20 protein-coding genes are annotated in these 23,897 nt (G+C 61.8%); 10 read left to right on the top strand and 10 right to left on the bottom strand.

All coding sequences use genetic code 11. The features are described 5' to 3' along the window. Positions 1 to 31: 31 nt before the first annotated feature. Together ACYVGC_RS16060 and ruvX are read right to left on the bottom strand one after the other, a co-directional pair. Positions 32 to 655, bottom strand: a complete 624-nt coding sequence (locus ACYVGC_RS16060; protein WP_460584860.1) for a peptide deformylase — start codon at positions 653 to 655, stop codon at positions 32 to 34. Next, on the bottom strand, positions 652 to 1,086 hold the full coding sequence (gene ruvX / locus ACYVGC_RS16055; RefSeq protein ID WP_283562776.1) for a Holliday junction resolvase RuvX: 435 nt from the start codon (positions 1,084 to 1,086) through the stop codon (positions 652 to 654). The genes ACYVGC_RS16060 and ruvX overlap by 4 nt, the downstream gene beginning before the upstream one ends. 386 nt (positions 1,087 to 1,472) lie before the next feature. Between ruvX and ACYVGC_RS16050 the strand changes: the two genes are divergently transcribed. Then, entirely contained in the window at positions 1,473 to 3,035 is a 1,563-nt protein-coding gene (locus ACYVGC_RS16050; RefSeq protein ID WP_460584859.1) for a S41 family peptidase, read from the top strand. Positions 3,036 to 3,197: 162 nt separating this feature from the next. Here ACYVGC_RS16050 and ACYVGC_RS16045 read toward each other — a convergent pair whose 3' ends face one another. Together ACYVGC_RS16045 and ACYVGC_RS16040 are read right to left on the bottom strand one after the other, a co-directional pair. Continuing rightward, complete coding sequence (locus ACYVGC_RS16045; protein ID WP_460584858.1) at positions 3,198 to 3,938, bottom strand: hypothetical protein; 741 nt, start codon at positions 3,936 to 3,938, stop codon at positions 3,198 to 3,200. Between the two features lie 62 nt (positions 3,939 to 4,000). Further along, entirely contained in the window at positions 4,001 to 5,560 is a 1,560-nt protein-coding gene (locus tag ACYVGC_RS16040) for a hydroxymethylglutaryl-CoA reductase (protein WP_460584857.1), read from the bottom strand. Positions 5,561 to 5,892: 332 nt separating this feature from the next. Between ACYVGC_RS16040 and ACYVGC_RS16035 the strand changes: the two genes are divergently transcribed. The 6 genes from ACYVGC_RS16035 to ACYVGC_RS16010 all read left to right on the top strand — a co-directional run bounded on the left by ACYVGC_RS16035 (position 5,893) and on the right by ACYVGC_RS16010 (position 13,614). Continuing rightward, the gene (locus ACYVGC_RS16035; RefSeq protein WP_460584856.1) at positions 5,893 to 6,708 is read left to right on the top strand and encodes a phytanoyl-CoA dioxygenase family protein; all 816 of its coding nucleotides are present in this window, start codon (positions 5,893 to 5,895) and stop codon (positions 6,706 to 6,708) included. 103 nt (positions 6,709 to 6,811) lie between these two features. Next, positions 6,812 to 7,597, top strand: coding sequence for an SDR family NAD(P)-dependent oxidoreductase (locus ACYVGC_RS16030; protein WP_460584855.1), 786 nt, complete (start codon positions 6,812 to 6,814; stop codon positions 7,595 to 7,597). 766 nt (positions 7,598 to 8,363) lie between these two features. Beyond that, the gene (locus ACYVGC_RS16025) at positions 8,364 to 8,969 is read left to right on the top strand and encodes a TetR/AcrR family transcriptional regulator (protein WP_460584854.1); all 606 of its coding nucleotides are present in this window, start codon (positions 8,364 to 8,366) and stop codon (positions 8,967 to 8,969) included. A gap of 72 nt (positions 8,970 to 9,041) precedes the next feature. Then, positions 9,042 to 9,881: a formyltetrahydrofolate deformylase gene (purU, locus tag ACYVGC_RS16020; protein ID WP_460584853.1), complete on the top strand. Its 840-nt coding sequence runs from the start codon at positions 9,042 to 9,044 to the stop codon at positions 9,879 to 9,881. Positions 9,882 to 9,973: 92 nt separating this feature from the next. Beyond that, positions 9,974 to 12,151, top strand: a complete 2,178-nt coding sequence (locus tag ACYVGC_RS16015) for a bifunctional alpha,alpha-trehalose-phosphate synthase (UDP-forming)/trehalose-phosphatase (protein ID WP_460584852.1) — start codon at positions 9,974 to 9,976, stop codon at positions 12,149 to 12,151. A 65-nt stretch (positions 12,152 to 12,216) separates the two neighbouring features. Then, entirely contained in the window at positions 12,217 to 13,614 is a 1,398-nt protein-coding gene (locus ACYVGC_RS16010; RefSeq protein ID WP_460584851.1) for a chloride channel protein, read from the top strand. Between the two features lie 107 nt (positions 13,615 to 13,721). On the opposite strand, the gene ACYVGC_RS16005 is transcribed toward ACYVGC_RS16010, so the two are convergent. Both ACYVGC_RS16005 and ACYVGC_RS16000 read right to left on the bottom strand, forming a co-directional pair. Continuing rightward, positions 13,722 to 15,506, bottom strand: coding sequence for a glycoside hydrolase family 15 protein (locus tag ACYVGC_RS16005; protein ID WP_460584850.1), 1,785 nt, complete (start codon positions 15,504 to 15,506; stop codon positions 13,722 to 13,724). A 64-nt stretch (positions 15,507 to 15,570) separates the two neighbouring features. After that, a complete protein-coding gene (locus ACYVGC_RS16000) occupies positions 15,571 to 15,918 on the bottom strand; it encodes a winged helix-turn-helix transcriptional regulator (protein WP_460584849.1) in 348 nt (115 codons plus the stop codon). Positions 15,919 to 16,054: 136 nt separating this feature from the next. Between ACYVGC_RS16000 and ACYVGC_RS15995 the strand changes: the two genes are divergently transcribed. Then, on the top strand, positions 16,055 to 16,813 hold the full coding sequence (locus tag ACYVGC_RS15995) for an SDR family oxidoreductase (protein ID WP_460584848.1): 759 nt from the start codon (positions 16,055 to 16,057) through the stop codon (positions 16,811 to 16,813). A 93-nt stretch (positions 16,814 to 16,906) separates the two neighbouring features. Here the strand turns inward: ACYVGC_RS15995 and ACYVGC_RS15990 are convergent, their stop codons facing one another. The 3 genes from ACYVGC_RS15990 to ACYVGC_RS15980 form a co-directional block, all read right to left on the bottom strand. Then, positions 16,907 to 17,641: an SDR family oxidoreductase gene (locus ACYVGC_RS15990; protein ID WP_460584847.1), complete on the bottom strand. Its 735-nt coding sequence runs from the start codon at positions 17,639 to 17,641 to the stop codon at positions 16,907 to 16,909. Between the two features lie 45 nt (positions 17,642 to 17,686). After that, positions 17,687 to 19,219, bottom strand: coding sequence for a GNAT family N-acetyltransferase (locus tag ACYVGC_RS15985; protein ID WP_460584846.1), 1,533 nt, complete (start codon positions 19,217 to 19,219; stop codon positions 17,687 to 17,689). A gap of 213 nt (positions 19,220 to 19,432) precedes the next feature. Continuing rightward, entirely contained in the window at positions 19,433 to 19,939 is a 507-nt protein-coding gene (locus tag ACYVGC_RS15980; RefSeq protein ID WP_460584845.1) for a pyridoxamine 5'-phosphate oxidase family protein, read from the bottom strand. 238 nt (positions 19,940 to 20,177) lie between these two features. Between ACYVGC_RS15980 and ACYVGC_RS15975 the strand changes: the two genes are divergently transcribed. Then, on the top strand, positions 20,178 to 21,602 hold the full coding sequence (locus ACYVGC_RS15975) for an MATE family efflux transporter (RefSeq protein WP_460584844.1): 1,425 nt from the start codon (positions 20,178 to 20,180) through the stop codon (positions 21,600 to 21,602). Positions 21,603 to 21,700: 98 nt separating this feature from the next. Here ACYVGC_RS15975 and ACYVGC_RS15970 read toward each other — a convergent pair whose 3' ends face one another. Then, the gene (locus ACYVGC_RS15970; RefSeq protein WP_460584843.1) at positions 21,701 to 22,417 is read right to left on the bottom strand and encodes a phosphatase PAP2-related protein; all 717 of its coding nucleotides are present in this window, start codon (positions 22,415 to 22,417) and stop codon (positions 21,701 to 21,703) included. Positions 22,418 to 22,567: 150 nt separating this feature from the next. Between ACYVGC_RS15970 and ACYVGC_RS15965 the strand changes: the two genes are divergently transcribed. Beyond that, the gene (locus tag ACYVGC_RS15965) at positions 22,568 to 23,878 is read left to right on the top strand and encodes an amidohydrolase (protein WP_460584842.1); all 1,311 of its coding nucleotides are present in this window, start codon (positions 22,568 to 22,570) and stop codon (positions 23,876 to 23,878) included. Positions 23,879 to 23,897 lie beyond the last annotated feature (19 nt).

Below are 23,897 nucleotides of genomic sequence, written 5' to 3'. Positions count from 1 at the left end.
GGCTTTGCTATACTTACTTACTGGGCTTACCCTACCGCCGCCCACCGCCGCTCGGAAATTTCATGCGGTAGTCGTGCTTCACGTCGCCCTTGCTGATGCGCGCAAGCTTGCCTTTCAACAGCTGCTTCTTGAAAGTGGATAGCTTGTCCGTGAACAATATACCTTCCAGGTGGTCGTACTCGTGCTGGATGATGCGGGCCGCCATGCCACTGAAGGCTTCCTCGTGCACCTGGCGGTTTTCGTCCTCGTAACGCAGCACAATGTCGGGGCAGCGCTGCACCATTTCGCGCACGCCCGGTATGCTCAGGCAGCCTTCCTCAAAGCCCCACTGGGTACCAGTTTCACTCACCATCTGCGGGTTGATAAAGGCGCGCTTGATGGGCGTTTCGGTGATTTCGTCGGCGGCAGCTACTTCCACGGGCTCGTCATCCTCGTCGTCTTCGTCGGGGGTCAGCATGGGGCCCGAGTCCATCACAAACAGGCGCACGGCGCGGCCGACTTGGGGGGCGGCCAGGCCCACGCCGTGGGCCTCGTACATGGTTTCGTACATATCCTGCACCAGCTTTTGCAGCTCAGAGGCGGGCAGGTCAGTAGGCAGGTCTTTGGCGAGGGTTTTGAGAACGGGGTCGCCGATGGCAACAATCGGGAGAATCATGCGTGCGAAGGGGATGCTAAAAATGACTGAAGAATAAGCGCCGCGCTCACCTTATCCACGGTGGCTTTATCCTGGCGGGCCTTGCGGCCCAGGCCGCCGGCCAGCATAGCCTGCTTGGCCAGCCGGGAAGTGAAGCGCTCGTCGATTTCGTGGATGGGCACGGCAGGCAGCTCGCGGCGCAGGCGGCGCAGCAAACCCACCACCGCGCTGGTCGAGTCGGTGGGCTCGTTGAGCAGCGTGCGCGGCATGCCCACCACCACGGCCGCCAGCGGCTCGCGCAGGTGGTAGTCGAGCACAAATTTCACTAAGTCCTGACTGTGAATGGTATCCAGGGGCGAAGCGATGAGCTGCAACGGGTCGGTAATGGCCAGCCCCACCCGTTTGTTGCCGTAGTCGATGGCCAAAATGCGGCCGGGAGTGGGAGTAGCCATAAGCAAGCGCGGTAAACCACAAAGATACGGCCCCGTGGCAGGGCCGGTTGGTAGCCCGCAACGGCCCGGCCCCCAACCAGCCAGCTAAGCTTGACCGTAAGTCACCGGGTATTTTGTCTTTTACCGAGAAAATGTGTGCGCCTACCCGGAAAGCATTCCCGTTGGCCGTAACTGGTGATTGGTTGTGCTGGCCAGGCGGTAGATTTGGGTGAGTAATTGACTTTATTGCTGCTTGATTTAGAATTATACGCTCTGCGGATTCGCTTATGCCCGCCCCGTTACCATCGCCCGGCGATGTTCATTATACTACTCCAATACCTACTCGCAAGCAGAGAAAGCGCCGGCTCTGGCTACTCCCTTTGCTGACACTAGGTATCGGTATCATATTGGGAACCAACCCTTTCAGGCCGCGCACCGAAAATCCGGACGCTACTGCTCGCGGATATATTCGTTATAAAGAAATACTTAGCTATATTGACCGCGACTACGTCGATTCGGTCGATGCTGATGGGCTGACCAACTACGCCGTGGCGCAGCTGCTGGGTAAGCTCGACCCGCACTCGGTTTACATCCCCGCCAAGGACCGCGACCAGGTCGATGCGTTCCTGCAAAGCAGCTTCGACGGAGCCGGGATCGATTTTAACTTTTTCCGGGATACGGCCACCGTAGTTGCCACGCTGCCGGGTGGCCCGGCCGAAGCGGCGGGCCTGCTGCCCGGCGACCAGTTGCTGCGTGCCGGCACGCAAGCCATCGCCGGGGCGCACCTTAGTACCACGCAGGTGATGCAGCTGCTGCGCGGCCCCCGCGGCAGCGCCCTAAGTTTGCTGGTGGCTCGGCCAACGCTGCCGCAGCCGCTCACCATTCGCCTCAATCGGGGCCGCTTACCCAATAATTCCGTGGAGCCCGGCGCGCTGCTGGAGGATGGCCAGACGGGTTATATCAAGATTAATCGCTTCGCCGCCAATACGTATGAGGAGTTTAAGGCCCAGCTAGCCGATTTGCAGCGCCAGGGCCTGAAGCGGCTGGTGCTCGACCTGCGCGGCAACCCCGGCGGCTACCTCGACCGCGCCACCCGCCTGGCTGATGAGTTCATCGCCGGCTCGCGCAAAATCGTATACACCGCCGGCAAGGAGGAGCAGTACAACTCCCAGACCTACGCCCACGTGGCCGGCGACTGGGAGCAGCAGCCCCTCGTGGTGCTGGTAGACGAGAACAGCGCCTCGGCCGCCGAGGTGCTGGCCGGGGCGTTGCAAGACCACGACCGCGCCCTGCTGGTGGGCCGCCGCACCTTTGGCAAGGGCTTGGTGCAGCAACCCATTGCCCTGCAAGAGGGTGGCGAGCTGCGCCTCACCGTGGCCCGCTACTACACGCCGGTGGGCCGTTGCATCCAAAAGCCCTACGGCCCCGACCGCGCCAGCTACAACCGCGAGCTCACCGAGCGCCAGCAGCACGGCGAGCTAAGCTCAGCCGATAGCGTGCGCGTGGCCCCCGGTCCGCAGTTTCGCACCGACCACGGCCGGGTGGTGTACGGCGGCGGCGGCATCACACCCGACGTATTTGTGGCCCGCGATACGGTGCTGCATTCGGCCTATTATGCCCGCCTGCAAAACCTGGGCGTGCTGTACGCCTACGCGCTCACCTTCTACCAGCGACACAAAACCGAGCTGGCGGGCCTGCGCTTCGCGCAATACCAATCCGTATTCCGCGTCACCGATACCGAGCTGGATGGCCTCGTGCGCCAAGCTGCGCTGGCCGGTATGCGGCCCGACCCCGTGGCCCTGCGCCGCTGTGCGCCCGCGCTGCGCAACTGCCTCAAGGCCAACATTGCCCGCAGCGCCTACGGTGCCGAGGCCGCCCGCGCCATCCTGCGTGAAGACGACCTGGAGCTTCAGCAGGCCCTGCACGTGGTGCAGGATAGCACCGCCCAACTGGCGCTGCTGGGCAAGTAGGCTGCAAGAACGTTAGCATAGTTGAAGTAAAAGAACGTCATGCTGAACGCAGGGAAGCAGCTCGCTCGAATCGGCGGGTTAGTAATCCAGCGGCGCGAGCGAGCTGCTTCCTTGCGTTCAGCATGACGTTCTTTTTAGCATAGCCTCAACCACATTAGCCAACTACTTAGCCACTGCCACGCGATTATAATAATCCAGCATTTTGGCTACTTCGTTGGGCTGGTCGTAGCGCAGGTGGCGGGCGGTGGCAAAGGTGCGGACCTCCTCGGCGCGGCTGCCGCAGAGGCGCAGCACGGCCGCCGGCGTGAGGTCGAGCGGGTGCAGCGGCTCGGTGCCGCCCAGGCCGGGGCCGGCCACCAGCACTTGCATGAGGTAGTGGCTGGCCGGCTCAGCCACGGTGGGCAGCCAGGCCAGTAGCAGCGGGCCCGAGTCGATGGTGGTAAGCACCTGCACGGCTTCGCGGTGTGGGGCCTGGCGGCCGTCCTGCACCAGGCGGGCGCGGTAGCGCTGCACTGCGGGCGGGGCATCAGCTTGGCTAGCGGGCAAAGGCGCGTCGTCGTCCAGGCCCAAGTCAAAGCCCCGGATGGCGGCCAGCGGCCAATAGTGGGTGCTATCGGCTTGCAGCGAATCCTGCACTTGCAGTACCCGCTGGCCCACGTGGTAGCGCAGGCCGGCCAGCAAGATGCGGCGGCCATCGAGGGTGCGCAGGTAACCGGCTTCGTAGGTGCCTTTGGCCAAAAACTCGGTGGAGTGCTGGCTTATTTCGGCCCGCAGGCGCAGGGCGGCAGCTGGCGTGTTGGCTTCGCGGTAAAGGGCGCGGACGGGGTCGGCGCTGGGCCGGCCGGCCTGGCCCCAAGCAGGGGCGCACGCCGCGGCCAGCAGCAGAGTAAAGGCTAGTTTCAAACTTCGGGCAGAAAAAAGAGAATGAGCGGGACCAAATATAGGCTACCCAATCGCTTAGCCCGCTAGCGGTTGCGGCCGTACTGCTCGTGGCTACTCACCCAATCGCTACTACTGATGGCGGCCCCCAGGCTCAGCTCGCCGGCCAGCACCACGCCGGCCACTATTTCGGCAAATTTATATACTGTGCCCTGGCCCACGCAGCCCAGCATGCGCAGGCACTCGTTTTGGGTGGCCAAACCGGTACCGCCGCCGTGGGTGGCCACAATGAGCGACGGAATAGTGATGTTGAGGTACAAGTCGCCCTCCTTCGTTACCTCCGAATACAGCACGCCGGCGCTCGACTCGCTCACGTTGGCCACGTCCTGGCCCGTGGCAATGAAGAGCGCCGTAATGCCGTTGGCCGAGTGCGCGCCGTTGTTGTTAGCTCCTGACAGAAAGGCCCCTACGTTGCTCACCTGCCCGTGGTAGGCCAGCTGCTCGGGTGTCACGCGCATGCGCTGTTGCAGCACATCGCGCTTGATTACGGCCTCGGCCACCACGCGCTTGCCGCGGGTGCGCATCACGTTTATCTGGCTGGCTTTCTTGTCGGTAGCAAAATTCGACTCCAGATAAAAGTGCCGGATGGGCGCGCCCTGGTAGTTCTCCAAAATCCAGGAGCAGGCCGCAAACGTGGCGCGGCCCACCATGTTTTGCCCCGCCGCGTCGCCGGTCGAGAAGTTGAAGCGCAGGTAGGCAAACTTGTTACTGAGGTAGGTATCAATGTATTGCAGCTTGGCAATGCGCGACGTGCTCTCGGCCTGGGGCCTAATTTGCTCCAGACTCTCGGCCACCCAGCGGCCAAAGTCGCGGGCGCCGCGGGCATCATCAAACACAAACACCGGGGCCCGCTGCATGGCATCACCAATAACCGTGCATTTTACCCCACCACACAAGTTAAGCACCTGCATGCCACGGTTGTAGCTCGCTACCAGCGTGCCTTCGGTGGTAGCCATTGGAATCAGGAAATCGCCCTGCGCGTGTTCGCCGTTCACGGTAAGAGGGCCGGCCAGGCCTACCGGCACCTGCGCCACGCCCACAAAATGTTCGCAGTTGCCCTTGAGGTCGTGCGGGTCAAACGAATAATTCTTTAAGTGACTGAATTCCTGTTGGGTAAATTCCTCGGCAAACTGCTGCCGGGCCTGAATGGCCGCCGCCGCATAGTCGTCTTCGTCGGAGCGCGGGATGCGCACCCGGCTATCGGGGCTGCCAATAGCGTCTTCCACGTCCACGGTGAGCTCGCCAAAGGCATCGGTCCCAAACTGCACTTGCAGCTGATGCACGCCCTCGGCCAGCGCGGGCATGTCGAGCACAAACGTAACAACGCGGCCCACCGGCAGCTCAACCGCCTGGCTATCAGCATCTACACTGGCGCCAGTCCGAAAATCCCCCGCGCCCAGGTCGAGGGTGATGCGGGCGGCGGGCACGGTTACGTCGCCCAGCTTCACCTGCGTCAGGCCGGTTAGGCGCGCGGTATCGAGGCGGTTTTTAATGCTGAACGCCACGCCCCGGCCCTCGGGTAGGTTGTGGAGGCTGCCCCGGTTGTAGAGCAGTTTGAGCAGTAGGGGGCTAGGCGTAAAAACCATGAGCGGGCAAGAAAGAACAGGTGGGATAAAGGAAAGCCAAGCGGCCCGCGTCTTTGTACGGCAAATTATCGCCCGAAGGCTGCAACTAAGCCGAACCACAAAATTGGCCCATTTAACAGTCTTTTAGGCCTAATAATCCTAAAAAGATAGGCTATGAGCCATAAAACAGAACCCTGCCACTAAACTTCGCCACCCGGCCCCTAGTTATAGGCCGCACGGTGCGGCAGCAGAACAGACAATATTCATTCTGTGCCACGCAGTGCAGACGTATCTTTGCCCCTTCATTTGAATTCCAGGGCGGCCGGGAGCTATTTCCGCCAACTTTTCCCTCTATGGCATCTTTATCCGATTATCCGCGCTTCACTCTTGGCCAGGAACTGACGGCCGAGCAGCGGGCCTTCTTCTCTAAATACGGGTTTCTGCATTTTCGGCCTTTTGCCTCGCCCGAGCAGGTGCAGCTTTACCTACAAGCCACCCAGGAAGTGCAAGCTAACTGGCTGTCCCACAGCGTAGAAAAGGTCAATGGAGTGCCCATTAAGTACGGCAAAGACGTGGACGGCTCACCCATTGTGCAGCGCTTCGCCTTTACCTCGCAGCACAGCCCCGTGCTGCATGAGCTACTGCAAGACCCGCGCTTCAAGGCCCTGTTTCCACTGCTGGAAATGCCCGGCGGCCGGGTAGGCGAAAACGAGCGCGATGGCCTGGTAGTGAACCACTACGTGAACATCGAGGGCTCCGAATTCAGCCAGATGGGCTGGCATACCGACTCGCTGCGCGATGTTTTTTACGGCAAGCGCATTCGGCCCATGCTCAACGTGGGCCTGCACCTCGACGGTACCAAGGCCACCAACGGCGGCTTACGCGTGATACCTAGCACCCACCGCCAGGGCCTGGGCAAGATGCTGTTTCGCAAGAAATACTACAAAGACGTTTTTTACGACCCCAACGAGATTGCCATTGAAACCGAGCCCGGCGACCTTACCGTACACGATGGCCGCATGTGGCACCGCGTGGCGCAGTCGCCCCTCACGGGCCCCGAGTCGCGCCGCCGCGTGATGTACGTGCCCATTATCGGGGGCAAGTACCAGCCCAAGAGCGAGGAAAGCCCCACGCCTTTCTACCTGCGCTTCCTGCACCTGGTAAAATAAGTACGCCATCGTTCGCCTACTCAAGCGGTGGAAGCGGTGCTGCTCAACTAGGTTGGGCGGCGCTGCTTCCACCGCTTTTTTGTCCCTTAGCTCCTAATCCCTTATGCCTTTTGCTCTCATCACCGGCGCTTCGCGCGGCATTGGCCGGGCCTTGGCGCTAGGCCTGGCCCAGCGCGGCTACGACCTCCTACTAGTAGCCCGCTCGGCCGACCAGCTCCAGGCCTTGGCGCAGGAAGTACAGCTGCGCCACGAGCGCCAGGCGCAAGTACTGGCCCTGGACCTCACGCAGCCCGACGCAGCAGCTACCGTAGCCACATGGGCCGCTCACCAGGCCCCTGCGGGCCTGGGTGTGCTCGTCAATAATGCGGGCTATGGCCTGTGGGGTCGTTTCGAGCAGCTCAATCTGGAGGAGCAGCTCAACATGCTACAGCTCAACCTGACGCTGCCCGTGCAGCTCACCTATGCGCTGCTCCCGCTGCTGCGCCGCGCCACCAAGGGCTACATTCTCAATGTGGCCAGCACGGCTGCTTACCAAGCGGTGCCTTCGCTCACGGTGTACGCGGCCAGCAAAGCTTTTGTCCTCAGCTTCAGCCGCGGGCTGCGCTACGAGCTCAAGGGCAGCACCGTGTCGGTTACCTGCCTCAGCCCTGGGGCCACCACCACCGACTTTGGCAACCGCGCCGGCATGGGCACCGAGTTGCAGGCCGTGGCCAACAAAGTGTCGATGACGGCTGCGCAAGTGGCCACCACCGGCCTCAAAGCCTTATTTGCGGGCCGGGCCGAGTTTATTCCCGGCGTGCTCAATAAGGTATCGGCGGGCCTTACCAGCGTGGTACCCAAACCGATTGTGGAGAAGATAGCGGCCGGCATCTATGAGAAGTATCTATAAAGCTGCCAGGTAACCCAAGTTGCGGCGTAGCGTGCCGCACTGGCAAGTTTCAACTGGCGAGGCCGCTTGGCCGGTCCGCCGGCGCTAGCTGGCCGACCGAGGAGTATAGCTCGCAACTTGAGTTAGGTAGCTTCGGTACGCACCCGCAGGGGGCTGCAAAATTGGCTTAGCCGCCAGTTTTGTAGCCTTTTTTTTTGTGGGCTACCTGCTTCTATGCCAGCAGCTTTCCCAAGCGGAAATTGGCTTTTTGAGCAGAAAAACGGGCAATTGCTACCGAAGCCGATTAATGATGATACTATTTTCACAAATACCGAAATTTTATACGTTATTTTTTATTACTGATAGTCAATGAATTACGTACAATTTTTAACAGTAAGTGTTAGCTCACCTTTGTTTGGTGAGCTAACACTTACCGCGTTTTAGTTTCTTGTCGTAATATTGTATCACTAAGCAGCCAGCGACTCCCACCCCGTTAGCTGCTACCACTCTACTAGCCGGCCGTCGTCCCACCCCAGCCGGTTCACATTCTATCTCTGTTGCCCGGTTGTCGTCCCACTCCAACTGGTTCCATTTCACATCCTGATTACCCAGCCGTCGTCCCACCCCAGCTGGTAACCCCTCTGTCCCGCCCCGGCCTGGCAGAGTCTGAAAGTTTCTCAACCGGCCGATTTGGTAATTCCGAATCGGCCGGTTTCTGTTTGATGGCTAAGTAGTTACGCATGGTTATTCGGAAATAAGGCACGCGGAGGCCCGCTTTGCCGTGGTTATGCCCGAACTTTGCACCTTCGTTATAACGGCGGCCCGGCACGGGTTGCCGCCCTATTCTACCATCTCCTGTATGATTACCCGCCGCCAACACATTGCCGATGTGGCGCTGCAACTGTTTGGAGAGAAAGGGTTTGAGAATACCTCTACCCAGCAGATTGCCAAGGCCGCCGGCGTTTCGGAAGCCCTGATTTTCAAGCACTTTGGTTCGAAAGACCAGCTGCTCGACTTTGTTATCAAGAGTGGCTACCAGCGCATTATTGAGCATAACCGCGGCGGCCTCACCGAAACGGATGCGCTTACCTTCATTCACAGCGTAATCGACCTGCCGTATAAGCTGGTGCTGGAGGAGCCCTTTTTCTGGAAATTGCAATACCGGCTGGCCGACCACGAAACGGCGCAGCAGCAGCACGAGCGCTTTATGCGCCCGGTGCCAGCGCGGCTGCAAGTGGCGTTTCAGGAGCTGGGCTACCCAGAGCCAGCCAAGGAAACGCGCCTGCTGCTGCTGCTCATTGAGGCGCTCTGGAAAATAGAGGCCAACAAAACCGACGAGCACGTGCGCGAAATGCTCGACTTTATCAAGCAGAAGTACGAGTTGCAACGCTAAGGCGCGGGCAAGCGGCTGCATATTGCCGGCTCATCTACCCTTGTGCCGGCCCGTGGGCCGGGGCCTACCGCCATGCCGCACCTGCTACTGATTCAATGCCCCGACGAGCGCGGGCTGATTTATAAAATTACGGGTATGCTGTATGCGCACGGGCTCAACATCCTGCGTAACAGCGAGTTTGTGGAGCGCGAGGGGAGCGTATTTTTCATGCGCACCGAGTTTGAGCTGGCGAATGACGACGACGCAGCCCCGCTACTGGCCGAGTTGCGGGCGGCCCTGCCCGCCACGGCTAATGTGCGCCTGACCGACAACCGCAAGAAGAACATTGTGCTGCTCGTGACCAAGGAGCACCACTGCCTAAGCGAGCTGCTGGTACGCCACGCCTTCAATGAACTGAATGCCAATATTTTAGCTGTTATCAGCAACCACGAGGTACTGGGTGGGCTCACGCGGCAGTTTGGGCTGCCGTTTCACTACCTGCCGCACGAGGGGCGCAGCCGGGCGGCGCACGAGGCCGCGGTGCTGGCGCAACTGGCCGGCTACGCGCCTGACTTAGTGGTGCTGGCCAAGTACATGCGCATTTTGTCGCCCGAGTTTGTGGCCCCGTACGCCAACCGGCTCATCAATATTCACCACTCGTTTTTGCCGGCGTTTGTGGGGGCTAGCCCCTATGCGCAGGCGTATGCGCGGGGCGTGAAAATCATTGGGGCCACGGCGCACTTCGTGAACGAAGAGCTGGACCAGGGGCCGATTATTGCGCAGAGCGTGATACCGATTGACCACACGCGCAGCGCCCGCGAACTGGCCCAGGCCGGGCGCGACGTGGAGAAGCTGGTGCTGGCCCGCGCCCTGCAATTAGTGCTGGATGAGCAGGTATTCGTGCACCGCAACAAGACCGTCATTTTTGATTAAGGGGCGGTTGGCAGGGAAGGTAATTTGGGCTAAAAATGGCTTTTTGGTGAGTTTTCGCGTATCCCATAGGGTTCACCATCCGCCAAAAGCCTATGTCCCGCACCTTAATCGTCTCCAATCGCCTCCCCACTAAAGTTCTGCGCAACGACGACGGCCTCACGTTTCAGCCCAGCGAAGGCGGACTGGCTACGGGCCTCGGCTCCATCTATAAGCAGGGCGATAACTTGTGGATTGGCTGGCCGGGACTGTTTGTGCAGGATGCCGCGGAGGAAGACTACATCTGCACCGAGCTGCGGGCCGACAACATGGCCCCGGTGTTTTTGACGGAAGCCGAAATCCGGGATTTCTACGAAGGCTTCAGCAACTCTACGCTGTGGCCTACCTTCCACTATTTCAGCGAGTTTGCTACGTATGAGCAATCTCATTGGGAGGCGTATGTGCGGGTAAATGAGAAGTTTTGCGCCGCCGTGCTGGCCCAAGCCGGGCCCGAAGACACCATTTGGATTCACGACTACCAGCTGCTGCTGCTGCCCGAAATGCTGCGCAAGGCGCGGCCCGAGGCCAGCATCGGGTTCTTCCTGCACATACCGTTTCCATCGCAGGAACTGATACGGGTGCTGCCCTGGCGCGAACAGCTGCTGCGCGGCATGCTGGGAGCCGACCTCATTGGTTTTCACACGTTTGGCTACCTGCGGCATTTCTTGAGCGCGGTGTCGCACCTGCTGGGCTTGCCGGCCCAGAACGGGCAAATCGAAACGGCTAGCCGCACGGTGCGGGTCGATGCCTTCCCGATGGGCATCGACTATGCGCGCTATGCCGAGGCGGCGGCCTCGCCCGAAGCCCAGGCCCACGAGGCGGTGTACCTGGAGGCGCTGCGCGATACGCGGGTCATTTTGTCCATCGACCGGCTCGACTATACCAAGGGCATTGCGCAGCGGCTGCGGGCGTTTGACCTACTGCTCCAGCGCTACCCCGAGTGGCGTGGGCAAGTGAGCCTCATTATGCTGGTGGTGCCCTCGCGCGACCAGGTGGCACAGTACGCGTCGCTGAAGGAGGAGATTGACGAGTTGGTGGGCCGCCTCAACGCGCAGTACCGCACCATTGGCTGGAACCCCATTCTGTACTTCTACCGCTCGCTGCCCCTAGAGGAGCTGGCGGCGCTATACCGCCTGGCCGAGGTAGCGCTGGTAACGCCCATGCGCGACGGGATGAACCTGGTAGCCAAGGAGTACGTGGCCAGCAAGCTCGACCAACGCGGCGTGCTCATCCTGAGTGAGCGCGCCGGCGCGGCCCGCGAATTGTCGGACGCCATTATTATCAACCCCACCGACATGGGCCAGCTGGCCGAGGCTATGCACGAAGCCCTGGTGATGCCCGAAGACGAGCAAATAACCCGCATGACGGCCATGCAGGCCTTGGTGAAGCGCTACAATGTATTCTCCTGGACTAAGCTGTTTATGAACCAGTTGGCCTACACTAAAATGAAGCAGCACACCCTGGCCACCGAAATGCTCACGCCCACCGTGGCTACCCAGCTGCTGGCCGACTACCACGCCGCCAAGCAGCGCCTCATTCTGCTCGATTACGATGGCACGCTGGTGGGCTTTCACCCCAACCCCCAGCGCGCCGAGCCCGACCAGGAGCTGCGCCTGCTGCTGCGGGCGCTGTCGGAAGTTCCCAACACGCGGGTGGTTGTCATCAGCGGGCGCGACCGAGCCACGCTGGCTAAGTGGCTGGGCCACTTGCCGATAGACTTTATTGCCGAGCACGGCGTGTGGCTGCGGCCGGCTGGCCAGGAATGGGAGTTGTTTCAGGCGCTGCGCAACGACTGGATGCGCGACCTGCGCCCGGTGCTGGAGCTGTACGTGGCGCGCACCGCCGGCTCGTTCATCGAGGAAAAAGACTACTCGCTAGTGTGGCACTACCGCCGCGTCGATGCCGACCTGGGCGAGGTGCGCGCCCGCGAGCTGCTGGCCCACCTCTCCTTTATGACCGCCAACACCGACCTGCACGTGATGGAGGGCAATAAGGTGCTGGAAATCAAGAATGCCGGCATCAACAAGGGGACGGCCGCGGCGCGCTGGCTGGCAGCTTACCCGGCTGATTTTGTGCTGGCATTAGGCGACGACCGCACCGATGAGGACACGTTTCGAGCCATGCCCCCCGAGGCCTACACGGTGCGGGTGGGCGCGGGGGTGCGCTCGCTGGCGCGGTTCAACATCTCCTCGCCTACCGAGGTGCGGCAATTACTGCGCAAGCTGCTGGCGTAGCTTATTGCCCCGCGGCGACTTCCGCGGTGGCTCGCACCTTTCGTTTGCCGCACCTTTACGAGCCTATGCCCGATTCTCCTTCCCGCTACGCCCGCGCACTGGCTTGGCTCGACCACGTTTTCATCCAGCCCTTGTACACGGCGCGGGTACGCCGGCTTATCCTGCAAAGCTTTCCCTTCTGGATTGCCTCGCTGCTGACCGGGCTGGTGGCCGTGGGCTACGAAAAGCTTTTTGGCTGGGCCGAGGAAGTGAGCTTTGCCTGGCTGCGCCGCGAGCCGCTGCTGGCCTTTGGCCTCACGCCGCTGGCCTTTTTGGGGTCGTGGGCGCTGGTGCAGTGGCTGGCGCCGGCGGCGCGGGGCAGCGGCATTCCGCAGGTGATGGCCGGCATTGAGCTTTCCAACCCCGCCCAGCACCGCTACACGGCGTACTTGCTAAGCTTGCGGGTGGCCAGTGTGAAGGTGGTGAGCAGCGTAGTGCTGCTGCTGGGCGGCGGCGTTATTGGGCGCGAGGGGCCAACGATTCAGGTTTCGGCGGCCATTTTTCGGGCCATCAACCGCTTGCAGCCGGCGGGCTGGCCGCAGCTTTCGCGCCAGATTGCCTTGGTGACGGGTGGGGCGGCCGGCCTGGCGGCGGCCTTTAATACCCCGCTGGGCGGCATCGTATTTGTGGTGGAAGAGCTAACGCAGATACATCTGTCGCGCTTCCGCATGGCCGTGTTTAGCGCCGTGATTATTGCCGGGCTCACGGCCCAGCAGTTTCTGGGCTCGTACCTGTACCTAGGTTTTCCGAAGGTGACCTCCCCCGCCGGCTGGTACCAGGTGCTGGTGATGGTGGCGGCCGTGGCCTGCGGCCTGGCGGGCGCCTTTTTTGCTAAAACCTTACTCTGGGTGAATGCTTACCGCAAGCGCTTTGCCACGCCGCTAACCCAGGCCGGCTGGGTAGTGGGCTGCGGGCTGGCGCTGGCGGCACTGGCCTACGTGGTGGGGCCCGATGGCGTGGGCACCGGCAAGCCCATCATCAACCGGCTGCTGTTTCAGAACAACGGCCTCACGCCGGGCTACCTGTTTCCGGTGCGCTTTGCGGGCATGGCCCTGAGCTACAGCAGCGGCGGGGCGGGCGGCGTGTTTGCCACCTCACTGAGCGCGGGCGCGCTGCTCGGCGACGGCGTGGCCCGACTAGCCGGCGTGGCCGTGGCCGACCGCAACCTCATCATCTTGGTGAGCATGGTGGGTTTTCTCACGGGCGTGGTGCGCTCGCCGTTCACGGCTGCCATTCTGGTGCTGGAAATGACGGACCGGCACTCGGCCATTTTTCAGCTGCTGATTGGGGCGCTGCTGGCCCAGGCCGTGGCCTCGCTGGTAGACCCGCATTCGCTTTATGAGCACCTGCGCCAGGGCTTCATCCGCGAAACCCTGCACCGCGATGATAACCCGGCCCCCGCTAAATTTGACAGCGCTAAGTAGTCAATCAATTATCGTTCAGCATTTTACATAAAAAACGCCCTCTGCGAGTACCCAATGGTGGGTTCCCGCAGAGGGCGCTGAAGTTTTCGCAGAAGCCGCTGAACGTGCTAGCTCACGAAATTGGGCTTGTCGAGCTTTTTGCTGATGCGGTAGGCGGCGTTGACGAGGCCCACGTGGCTGTAGGCCTGCGGGAAATTGCCCCACTGCGAACCGGTTTTAGCGTCCACGTCTTCGCTCAGCAAGCCGAGGTGGTTGGCGTAGGTGATGAGTTGCTCGAACTCGGCGATGGCTTCGTCGAGGCGGCCCACGCAGGCCAGGGCCTCCACGTACCAGAAAGAGCAGATGAGGAAGGTAGTTTCGGGCGTGCCGAAGTCGTCTTCGTGGCGGTAGCGGTAGAAGAGGCCTTCGGGGGTTTTCAGCTCCTTTTCCAGCTCTACCAAGTGGTGCTTGGTGCGCTCGGAGTTGGGGTCGAGGTAGCCCATGGTAATGAGCTGAATCGTGCTGGCATCCAGGTCTTTAGAGCCGATGGCGTTGGAGTACGACCCGCGCTCGGCATCGAAGCACTGCTCGATATGGGCTTCCGACACCTGAAGCAGGCGCTGCGCCTTTTCTTCCAACTCCCTATTGCCCAATGACTTGGCTACCTGAATGGCGGCGTGGCTGCCGGCCCAGTGAAACAGGTAGGTGTAGCAGTGGCGCTGGGCAATGTGCCGAAACTCCCAGAGGCCGGCGTCGGGCTGGTCCATGGTGGCCTCGATGAGGCGCAGCGACTCCTCCACCAGCGCCAGGGGCGTGGCGCGGGCAGGGTCGCGGAAGCGGGCATCGACATAGAGCGGCAGTAGCGCCACCAGCACCTGGCCGTACACGTCGTTCTGGATGTGCGTGTAGGCATCGTTGCCGATGCGCACAGGCTGGTTGCCGAGGTAGCCGGCCAGCGGTAACTCCTCCTCGATGAGGTCGGTTTTGCCCCCAATTCCGTAGAGCGGCTGAAACTTGTCCTTGGTTTTGGTAGAGATATTGGCGATGAAGTGGAAGTAGCGTTCCATTTCCTCGGAGTGGCCAATGTTGTTGAAGGCCGTGAGGATGTAGTAGGTATCGCGCATCCAGCAGAAGCGGTAATCCCAGTTGCGGGTGCTGCCGGGGGCTTCGGGCAGGCTGGTGGTGCTGGCCGCGATGATGGCGCCGGTGTCTTCGTATTGGTGAATTTTGAGGGCCAGCGCCGACCGTATCACCTGCTCCTGGTGGAAGTTGCCTATGCTGGTGCTCTTCACCCAGCTGCGCCAGTAGGCGATGGTGCTGGTGAGGAAGCGCTCGGCCGTGGCCTCCAGGGCGGCCTCTAGCGGTGCGCCGTAGGTAAGGACGAGGTACTTGGTTTCGTTGAGCACAAAGTCCTCCTCATCAAGCACGTAGGTGAGCGGGATGTTGGTAGTGAGGCGAATTTCCTCCTCCATACCCAAAAACGCAATGTGATTGGAGCTGCGGCGGCGCGTGAGCTCCTGCTCGCCGTACTGGGCCACGGGCCGCACGGCCGCCCGAATGCGCGGCGTGCCACTGAGCGGCTCCACCTTGCGAATGAACATAAGCGGCTTGTAGTAGCGCTCATATTGCAGGAAGCGCGGGGCAAAGTCGGTGACACGGTAGCTGCCGTCGGCCGTGGTTATCTCGGTGCACAGCACGTTGGTGTTCGGCACGTAGTATTGGTGGCTCGTAAACCCGGCGGCCACGGGGCGCAGGCTGCACTCGCCGCCCTTCTGCTCGTCGAGCAGGCTACCGAATACGAAGCTGCTATCGAAGCGCGGCCAGCAGAGCCAGCGTACGGCGGTGTCGGTGCCAATGAGACCGAGGAAGGCGCAGTTGCCGACCACGCCCATGTCATAGGTGTGCTTTATCATAGGGAGGAACCCCGGCGCGGGCCAGGTAGGTACGCCTAAGTGTACCCCGTTTGGCCGGCGCGGGTTATATCCCCAGCGGGCAACCCCCGGCCTCGGGCGGCGCGCCGGCGCTGTGCCAGCTGCACAGCTGGTCGAGGATGGGCAGCAGCAGCGCCCCACGCTCGGTGAGCGAATACTCGACGCGGGGCGGCACCTCGGCGAAGGCCTCGCGCTGCACAATGCCGTCTTCTTCCAGCTCCTTGAGCTGCTCGGTAAGCACCTTGCGCGAGATGAGCGGAATACGCTGGGCCAGCTGCCCAAAACGCAGGCGGCGGGCCAAGTGGGCAATAATAATGGGCTTCCACTTGCCGCCGAGCACGCCCATGGTGCGGGTTATCGAGCAGGTGGAGGTTCCAAAAGCAGCGTCTCTCATGGTGGTAGCGGGGGCAATAGGGCCGTTGGTTACGACAAGGTAACCAGTTTGTGGGGAGAAATGATTGGCTTTAGTAACCAGGAGTAACTATTAACAGTTCCTTACCGAAACCAACCAAAAATAACCCATTTCAACCATGACAACTTCTCAAAAACTCGCCGGCAAAATCGCCCTCATCACTGGCGGCACCACCGGCATTGGCCTGGCCACGGCCCAGCGCTTTGTAGCCGAAGGCGCGTTTGTATTCATCACCGGGCGGCGGCAGGCCGAGCTGGATGCGGCGGTGCAGCTGCTCGGCACCAGCGCCGTGGGCGTGCAAGGCGACGTAAGTAACCTGGCCGACCTCGACCGAGTATTTGCCGCTATCAAGGAGCAAAAAGGGCACTTGGATGTGCTGTTTGCCAACGCGGGTATCGCCGAGTTTCGGCCCATTGAGGCCGTAACGGAGGACCACTACGACCGGCAATTCGACATCAACGTGAAGGGCACTGTATTCACGGTGCAGAAGGCGCTGCCGCTGCTACCCGACGGCGCGGCCATCGTGCTGATGGCCTCCATCGTGGCCTCGAAGGGCAGCGAAAGCGGCAGTATTTACAGCGCCACCAAAGCGGCCATCCGCTCGCTGGCCCGCACCCTCACCACCGACCTCAAGGCGCGCCGCATTCGGGTGAATGCCGTGAGCCCCGGCCCCATCGAAACCCCCGGCCTCAACACGGTGGCTGGTACGCCCGAGCAGGCCGTGCAGTTTAAAGCGCAGATGGTGAGCGTAGTACCCATGAACCGCCTGGGCGAAGCTGATGAGATTGCCAAAGCCGTGGTCTTCCTGGCTTCGGATGATAGCAGCTATGTAACTGGTATCGAGCTATTTGTGGATGGAGGCATGGCGCAGGTATAGCGTCATCCACAAAAAGGAGGGGCAGAGCCTGACCAACAACTGGTTAGGTTCTGCCCCTCCTTTTTGGGCATTAACACCCAAAAGCGGTTGGCGCTAGGTGAGGCCTTCGGCCATGGTGCGCATTTGAATTTCGATGATGCGCGAGCCGGGCGACTGCGTGCAGGCCAGTAGCACGGCACCCGCCACGTCTTCGGGCTCCAGCATGTCGGAGTCGGCTACGCTTTGCTCGGTGCGGCCCCGGCCCAGGGCAAATTCGGTTTTGACGCCGCCGGGGCAAATAGCCCCCACCTTGATGCCGTGCGGGCGCAGCTCCTTATCCAGGGCCTGGGCAAAGCCAATTTGGGCAAATTTGGTGGCGCAATACACTGCCTCGCCGGCAAAGCCGTAGATGCCAGCCATCGACGAGAGCATGAGAATGGTACCCGACTTTTGCTGGATGAGCACCGGCGTGGCGTGGCGCGTGAACAGGAACGTCGAGCGCATGTTGGTGTCCATCATGTCGTCGTACTCCTCGGCGCTGGTGTCCACCAGGTTTTTGTAGTTGCCGGTGCCGGTGTTGTTGAGCAGAATATCGAGGCGGCCGGGACCATCGAGGGCGGCCTGCACGGCGCGGCGGGCGGTGTCTTCGTCGCGGGCATCGCCGAGCACGATAATGGGCCGGGGCGCGTGGGCCGCCAGCTCATCGGCCAGCTCGTTGAGGCGCTCTTCGCGACGGGCAGTGAGAATGAGCTGGGCGCCTTCGGCGGCCAGGGCGCGGGCGCAGGCCGCGCCAATACCAGCGCTCGCGCCGGTGATGAGGGCAACTTTGCCCGTGAGTTTACCTGCCATAGGGAGGGAGAGTTAGGAGTATAAAGGGAAATTGAAAACCGGGGCTTAATGCTTGGGCATCAGCTCGGCGGCGCTCAGCTGGTACACGTCGTGGCGGCGGTTGCGCAGGTTTTGCACGCTGCCGCTGTGGCGCAGGCGGTCCAGGATGGTCAGGTCCACGTCGGTCACCAGTATCATCTCCGTGTTGGGCGTGGCCTCGCTTTTTACGCCGGTGTTGGGAAAGGCGAAGTCGCAGGGCGTGAGCACTGCCGACTGCGCATACTGGATATCCATGTTCTTGACCCTGGGCAGGTTACCCACTGAGCCGGCCATGGCCACGTAGCACTCGTTCTCGATGGCGCGGGCCTGGGCGCAGTGCCGCACCCGCGAGTAAGCCGTTTGGGTATCGGTGAGGAACGGGATAAACAGGATGTTCATGCCCTGGTCGGCGAGCAGGCGGGCCAGCTCCGGAAACTCCGCATCGTAGCAGATGAGCACGCCAATGGGCCCGCAGTCGGTATCGAACGTTTGGAGGCGGGTGCCGCCGCGCAGGGCCCAGTACTTGGCCTCATTGGGCGTGACGTGGATTTTCTCGTAGCGCTCCACCGAGCCGTTGCGGCGGCAGAGGTAGCCCACGTTCAGCAGTTGGCCATCGTCGCCTACCACGGGCATCGAGCCGGTGATGATGTTGATGTGGTACTGCACGGCCAGCTTGGTGAAGCGGGCCAGAATTTCGTCCGAAAACTGACTCAGCTTGCGAATGGCGTCGATTTCGGCAAGCTCGTTCGTCTCCGCCATCAGCGGGCCGTGGAACAGCTCCGGAAAGAGCGCAAAGTCGGCGCGGTAGGCGGCCAGCGCATCCACGAAGTACTCTACTTGCTGAAACATGTCCTCCAGGCCGTCGTAGAGGCGCATTTGCCACTGCACGAGGCCCAGGCGCACCTGCGTTTTCTGGGCCACGGCGGGCGTGGGGCGGGTGTCATACAGCATATTGTCCCACTCCATGAGTAGGGCGTAGTCGCCGCTGGCCTCGTCGCCGGGCAGGTAGTTGCGCAGCACCCGCACCGGGTGGAAGTCATTGGCCAGCTGGAAGTTGAGGGCCAGGTCCACGATAACCCGGTCCTTCACTTGGCGCACGTACTCCTTGGGCGACAGCGTATCCTGGTAGGCGTGGTAGCCCGCAATGCGCGCCCCAAAGTTGATAGCCCGCAGGTTGAGGCGCTCGCACAGTTCCTTGCGGGCATCGTAGAGGCGGCGTGCCAGGCGTCGCCCGCGCATAGCTGGCACCACAAACACCTCAATGCCGTAGAGCGTGTCGCCGGCCGGGTCGTGGGTCGAGAAGGTGTAGTCGCCCGTTACCTGCTGAAAAGTGTGCTCGTTGGCTAGCTTGGCGTGGTCAATGATGAGCGAGAGGGCAGCCGCCACCACCTCGTCGTTCACGGTTATCACAAACTGGCCCTCCGGGAAAATGGCCACTAGCCGGGCCAGTTGCTCGCGCTGCCAGTAGCTCCCCATTTGGGGATAGGCTTGCAGCATGGCTATTTTTACAGCTTCATAATCAGCACTTTGTAGATGACGTAATTCAATAAGCTCGTTCATATAGTTCAGGTTATTACTAATTTTCAACGGGCCAGCGTGGGCGGCCGGTTGGGTTTCCGACCCCGCCCATGTGCGCTGGGTACAGCTAGTACGTACGCGAAGAACCGGGTTAACGCCGAGTTTTCGGGCGCTCCGGACCGCGGTGGCGTGCACAAAGAAGCCGCCAGCCCAATGGGGCTGGCGGCGCTTTTTTGGGTAGTGGCCCAGGCTAAGCTAGGGCTGCACCTTGGCTTGCTCGTCGGGGGTGGGCTGGTGCTTTTCGCCGGTAGTTACGGCCTTGGCGTAGGCAAAGGCGCGCACAAACAAGTTGCTGGGCGAATCCCAGTACTCGCCGTTCTCAATTTCTACCTTGAGCAGGGTAATGTTGGGGTCGTCGCTGCCCTTGGGGAAGAAGCCGCGGAAATCTTCGCGCCACAACTCCTTGATTTTCTGCTTGTCGGCTACCACCGTGGCCGTGCCGGCAATGGTGACGTAGGTAGCGGCGTCTGGGTCCGAATACCCCAGCCCAACCTGGTTGTTGGCGTTGATTTCGCTGATTTTCTGCGAGTCCTTCTCCGCAAAAAACCACAGGCCCCCGTCGTTGCCTGGCTCACAGGTGTACATGGGCCGGCCATGGAAGCGGCCCTGCGCATCGAGGGTGGTGAGGGTGGCGTACTTCACCTCTTTAATTTTTTTCAGCAGTTTGTCTACTTCGTGGGTTACTGCAACTTGCTCAGCCATGGGAAAAGGAAAATTGAGGAGTGAAAACACCCGTCTATACGGCGTAGCAAGGCCCTGGCGTTGCCCATTTACTACCTGAATGACACTATTTTACGCATTATTTTTATATAAGCTAAGCCGTACTTTTTTTGGCAGCAATAGTTTTCTGGCAGTTAGGCTACCGGGCCAGTTACCCAGGCTTTGGCCCGGCCCGGTGCCAGGGGCAGCCTAAGCACCCTGGCGCCCGTAATACCGGCCTATGTCTCCTACCGCCGCCCAGGCCCGTCCCAACCTCACCCAAGGCCCCATTCTGAAAGCGCTGCTTACGCTGGCGCTGCCCATCGTATTTGGCAACCTGCTGCAAACTGGCTATCAGCTGGTCGATGCGTATTGGGTGGGCCGGCTGGGAGCCAGCGCGGTGGCGGCGGTGGCAGTGAGCTTTCCGGTCAATTTTTTGCTGCTGGCTCTGGGCTCGGGGTTTTCGGTGGCCGGCTCGGTGCTGGTGGCCCAAAACTTCGGAGCCCGCAACCTTCAAATGGTCAACCACATTGCGGCCCAAACGCTGGTGCTCGAAACGGTGCTGGCGCTGGTACTCACGGTGGTGGCGCACGTGGCCTCGCCACTCATCTTGCGGCTCATTGGGGTGGGGCCCGACATTTTTACGCAGGCCGACCAGTTCCAGCGCACCCTGTTTCTGGGGCTGGCGTTCAATTTTGGCTTCCTCATGTTTCAGGCCCTGATGCGGGGCGTGGGCGAGGTGCGCATTCCGCTCTACATCAACATTGCCACGCTGACGCTCAATTTCGTGCTGGACCCGCTGTTCATCTACGGCTGGGGTCCGGTGCCGGCGTTTGGGGTGGCGGGGGCGGCCGTGGCTACCATCAGCACGCAGGCGCTGTCGATGGTTATCGGCATAGTAGTGCTACTGCGCGGAAAGTCGGGTATTCAGCTCAGCTTCAAGGATTTCAAGCCCGATTTTGCCCTCATGCTGCGGGCATTTAAGCTGGGCGTGCCTTCCAGCATCGACCTGTCGGCCCGCGCCCTGGGCTTGTCGATGATGACGGTGCTGGCGGCCGCGTTTGGCACTACCATCCTGGCCACCTACGGCATTGGGTCGCGCATTCTGGCGCTGGGCATCATTCCGGCGCTGGGCATTTCGCTGGCCTGCTCCACGCTGGTAGCCCAGAATATCGGGGCCCGCAACATCGGCCGGGCCACCCGCACCGCCAACTACGCCATCGCCATCAGCTTTGGGGGGCTGCTGCTGGTGGGCATAGCGGGCTACCTGGCGGCGCGCCCGCTGGTAAGCTTTTTCCTGAAGGGCGACCCGGCCGTCACCACCGACGCCGTGGAGTTTGTGCGCATTGCCGTGTTCAGCTTGTGCTTCACGGGGGCGCAGCAGTCGGTATCGGGTGCGCTGCGTGGCTCGGGCAACACGCTGTCGGCCATGATGTTAACCATTATCGGCGTGTGGGTCTTCCAGTTTCCGGTGGCGTGGTACCTGTCGCAGCACACGGCGCTGGGCTTCCGGGGGCTGTGGTGGTCGTTTGTGGTGGCCAACGTGCTGGCCGCCACGCTGGCGCTGCTCTGGTACCTGCGCGGCAGCTGGAAGGGCACCGACCTGGCCGACCCGCTGCGCGGCGAAGTGGCGGCCGCCAGCCCCATGGGTGACAAGGCGGGGTAGTATAAGCACAAGCACCTGCTATAGATGACGCCAGCAAGTGGTCGTTGGCCGGGCCGCCTGGTCTGCGCACGGCTTTTGCGCAAGCTGCCAAGCAAGTGCTAGTCTGCCAGCGGCCGGATGGCCGGCCCCGTGAGCAACCCCGCCAGCCAGTAGGCAAACCAGGCGAAGAGCGGTGCAGCTAGTACATCGCAGCTGTAATGCACGCGTTGCACCAGCACCAGCACCCCAATGAGCAGCGCCACCAGCGCCAGCGCGGGCCGCAGCCACCGGCCGCGCACGGCCAGCGCCAGAATGGCTACCGTGCCCGTGTGCCCCGAAAAAAACAAGTCTTTAGTTATGCCGGCCCCCGTGTGGAAAAGCGTGGCCGTAAAGGGGTCTGGCATGGGCACCATGTCAAGCGGCGGCAGCAGCGGCACCAGCCAGATGCTGGCCATGCGCAGCAGCAGCAGCAGCGCGTAGCCCCACAACCCCCGCAAGAACAGCTGCGGGTGGCGCGTGAGCCAGCCCACGGCCACCAGCACGCCCCCATACATAAGCACAAACACGGGCATGGCTACGTTGTGGTGCGGCAGCAGGTGCAGCAGTGGGTCGGCGAGTACTGCGCCACTGCGCTGCTCAATGGCCTGAAAAAAGCCCGGCGTAATGGGCACTAGTATCCCAAATAGAAATACCAACAATATCAGCCAGCTCCAGCGAAACGCCGGCCGCGCCCATGCCTGCACCCAGGCCTCCCAGCCGGCCGACGACGCAGCTACTACCGTAGCAGCGGCGGGTTCGGAGCAGGTAGGGGAAGTGGAAGATGGCAGAACACGCATGGCGCACAACAGAATATAGAAGAGGCTTTGCTTAGCCGGCAAAATTAAGCCCGCCCGAATGATAGTTCGTAACCTGGCCGTAACACCCGGCGGTCCGGCGCGTGTTCCCGGTGGGTTGGGGCATGGAGGCTACGCAGTATCTTGGCCGCCATGAAAATCGCTACCAACGCCTTCGCCATTGGCCTGGGCCTCAGCCTGGCCACCTCCGCGGCGCAGGCCCAAAACGCGGCCCTCGACGCCCGCATTGCCACCCTGGCCGCCGCCGAGCAAAGCAAAGTAGTGGCTTGGCGGCGCGACATTCACGAGCACCCCGAGCTGGGCAACGAGGAAACCCGCACCGCCCAGCTCATTGCCACGCAGCTCAAAAGCTGGGGCCTGGAAGTGCAAACCGGCGTGGGCCGCACCGGCGTAGTGGGCATTTTGCGCGGCGGCAAGCCCGGCCGCGTGGTAGCCCTGCGCGCCGACATGGACGGCCTGCCCCTCACCGAAACCAGCGGCCTGCCCTTCGCCAGCGTAGTGAAGGGCACCTACCTGGGCCAGCCCGTGGGCGTGATGCACGCCTGCGGCCACGACACCCACGTGGCCATGCTACTGGGCGCGGCCGAAGTACTCAGCCAAGTGAAGAAGGACCTGCCCGGCACCGTCAAGTTCATTTTTCAGCCCGCCGAGGAGGGTTCGCTACCGGGCGTAGTAGGCGGGGCCAAGCTCATGGTGCAGGAGGGCGTGCTGGACAAGCCCAAGGTCGATGCCATTTTCGGGCTGCACATCTGGGCCTCCACGCCGGTGGGGCAGCTTACGTACCGGCCGCGCGGCGAAATGGCTAGCTCCGACCGCTTTAGCATAAAAGTGATTGGCAAGGGCGCGCACGGGGCCAAGCCCTGGGCCAGCGTGGACCCGGTAGTGACGGCCGCCGAAATCATCACGGCGCTCCAAACCATTGTGAGCCGGCAGGTAGACCTGACCCAGGATGCCGCCGTGGTAACCGTGGGCACCGTGCAGGCCGGCGTGCGCTACAACGTTATTCCGCCCGATGCCACGCTCAGCGGCACCATTCGGGCATTCAGCCCCGAAACGCAGCAGCGCATTTGGGCGGCCATCCGGCGCACGGCCGCCGGCATTGCGGCCGCCAACGGGGCCACCGCCGAGGTTGGCATCGAGCCCTACGTGCCCGTTACATTCAACGACCCCGCCCTTACCACCCAGATGCTACCCACCCTGCAACGCGCGGCGGGCACCGATAACGTGCGTGAGATAAAGGCCGTAACCGGGGCCGAGGATTTTGCCTGCTACCAGGAAAAAATCCCCGGCCTGTTCTTCTTCCTGGGTGGCATGGCCCCCGGCGCCGACCCCGCCAACGTAGCCGACCACCACACCGCTGGCTTCCGGGTCGAGGAAAGCGCCTTCCCGCTGGGCGTGAAGACGTTGGCCACCCTGGCCGCCGATTATTTGAGCAAAAAGTAGTGTAGGAATGTGGGGTAAG

The organism is Hymenobacter arcticus (genome assembly GCF_054779975.1).
Note: the sequence above shows the minus strand (reverse complement) of the source record. Positions and strands in the feature narration are given on the sequence as shown.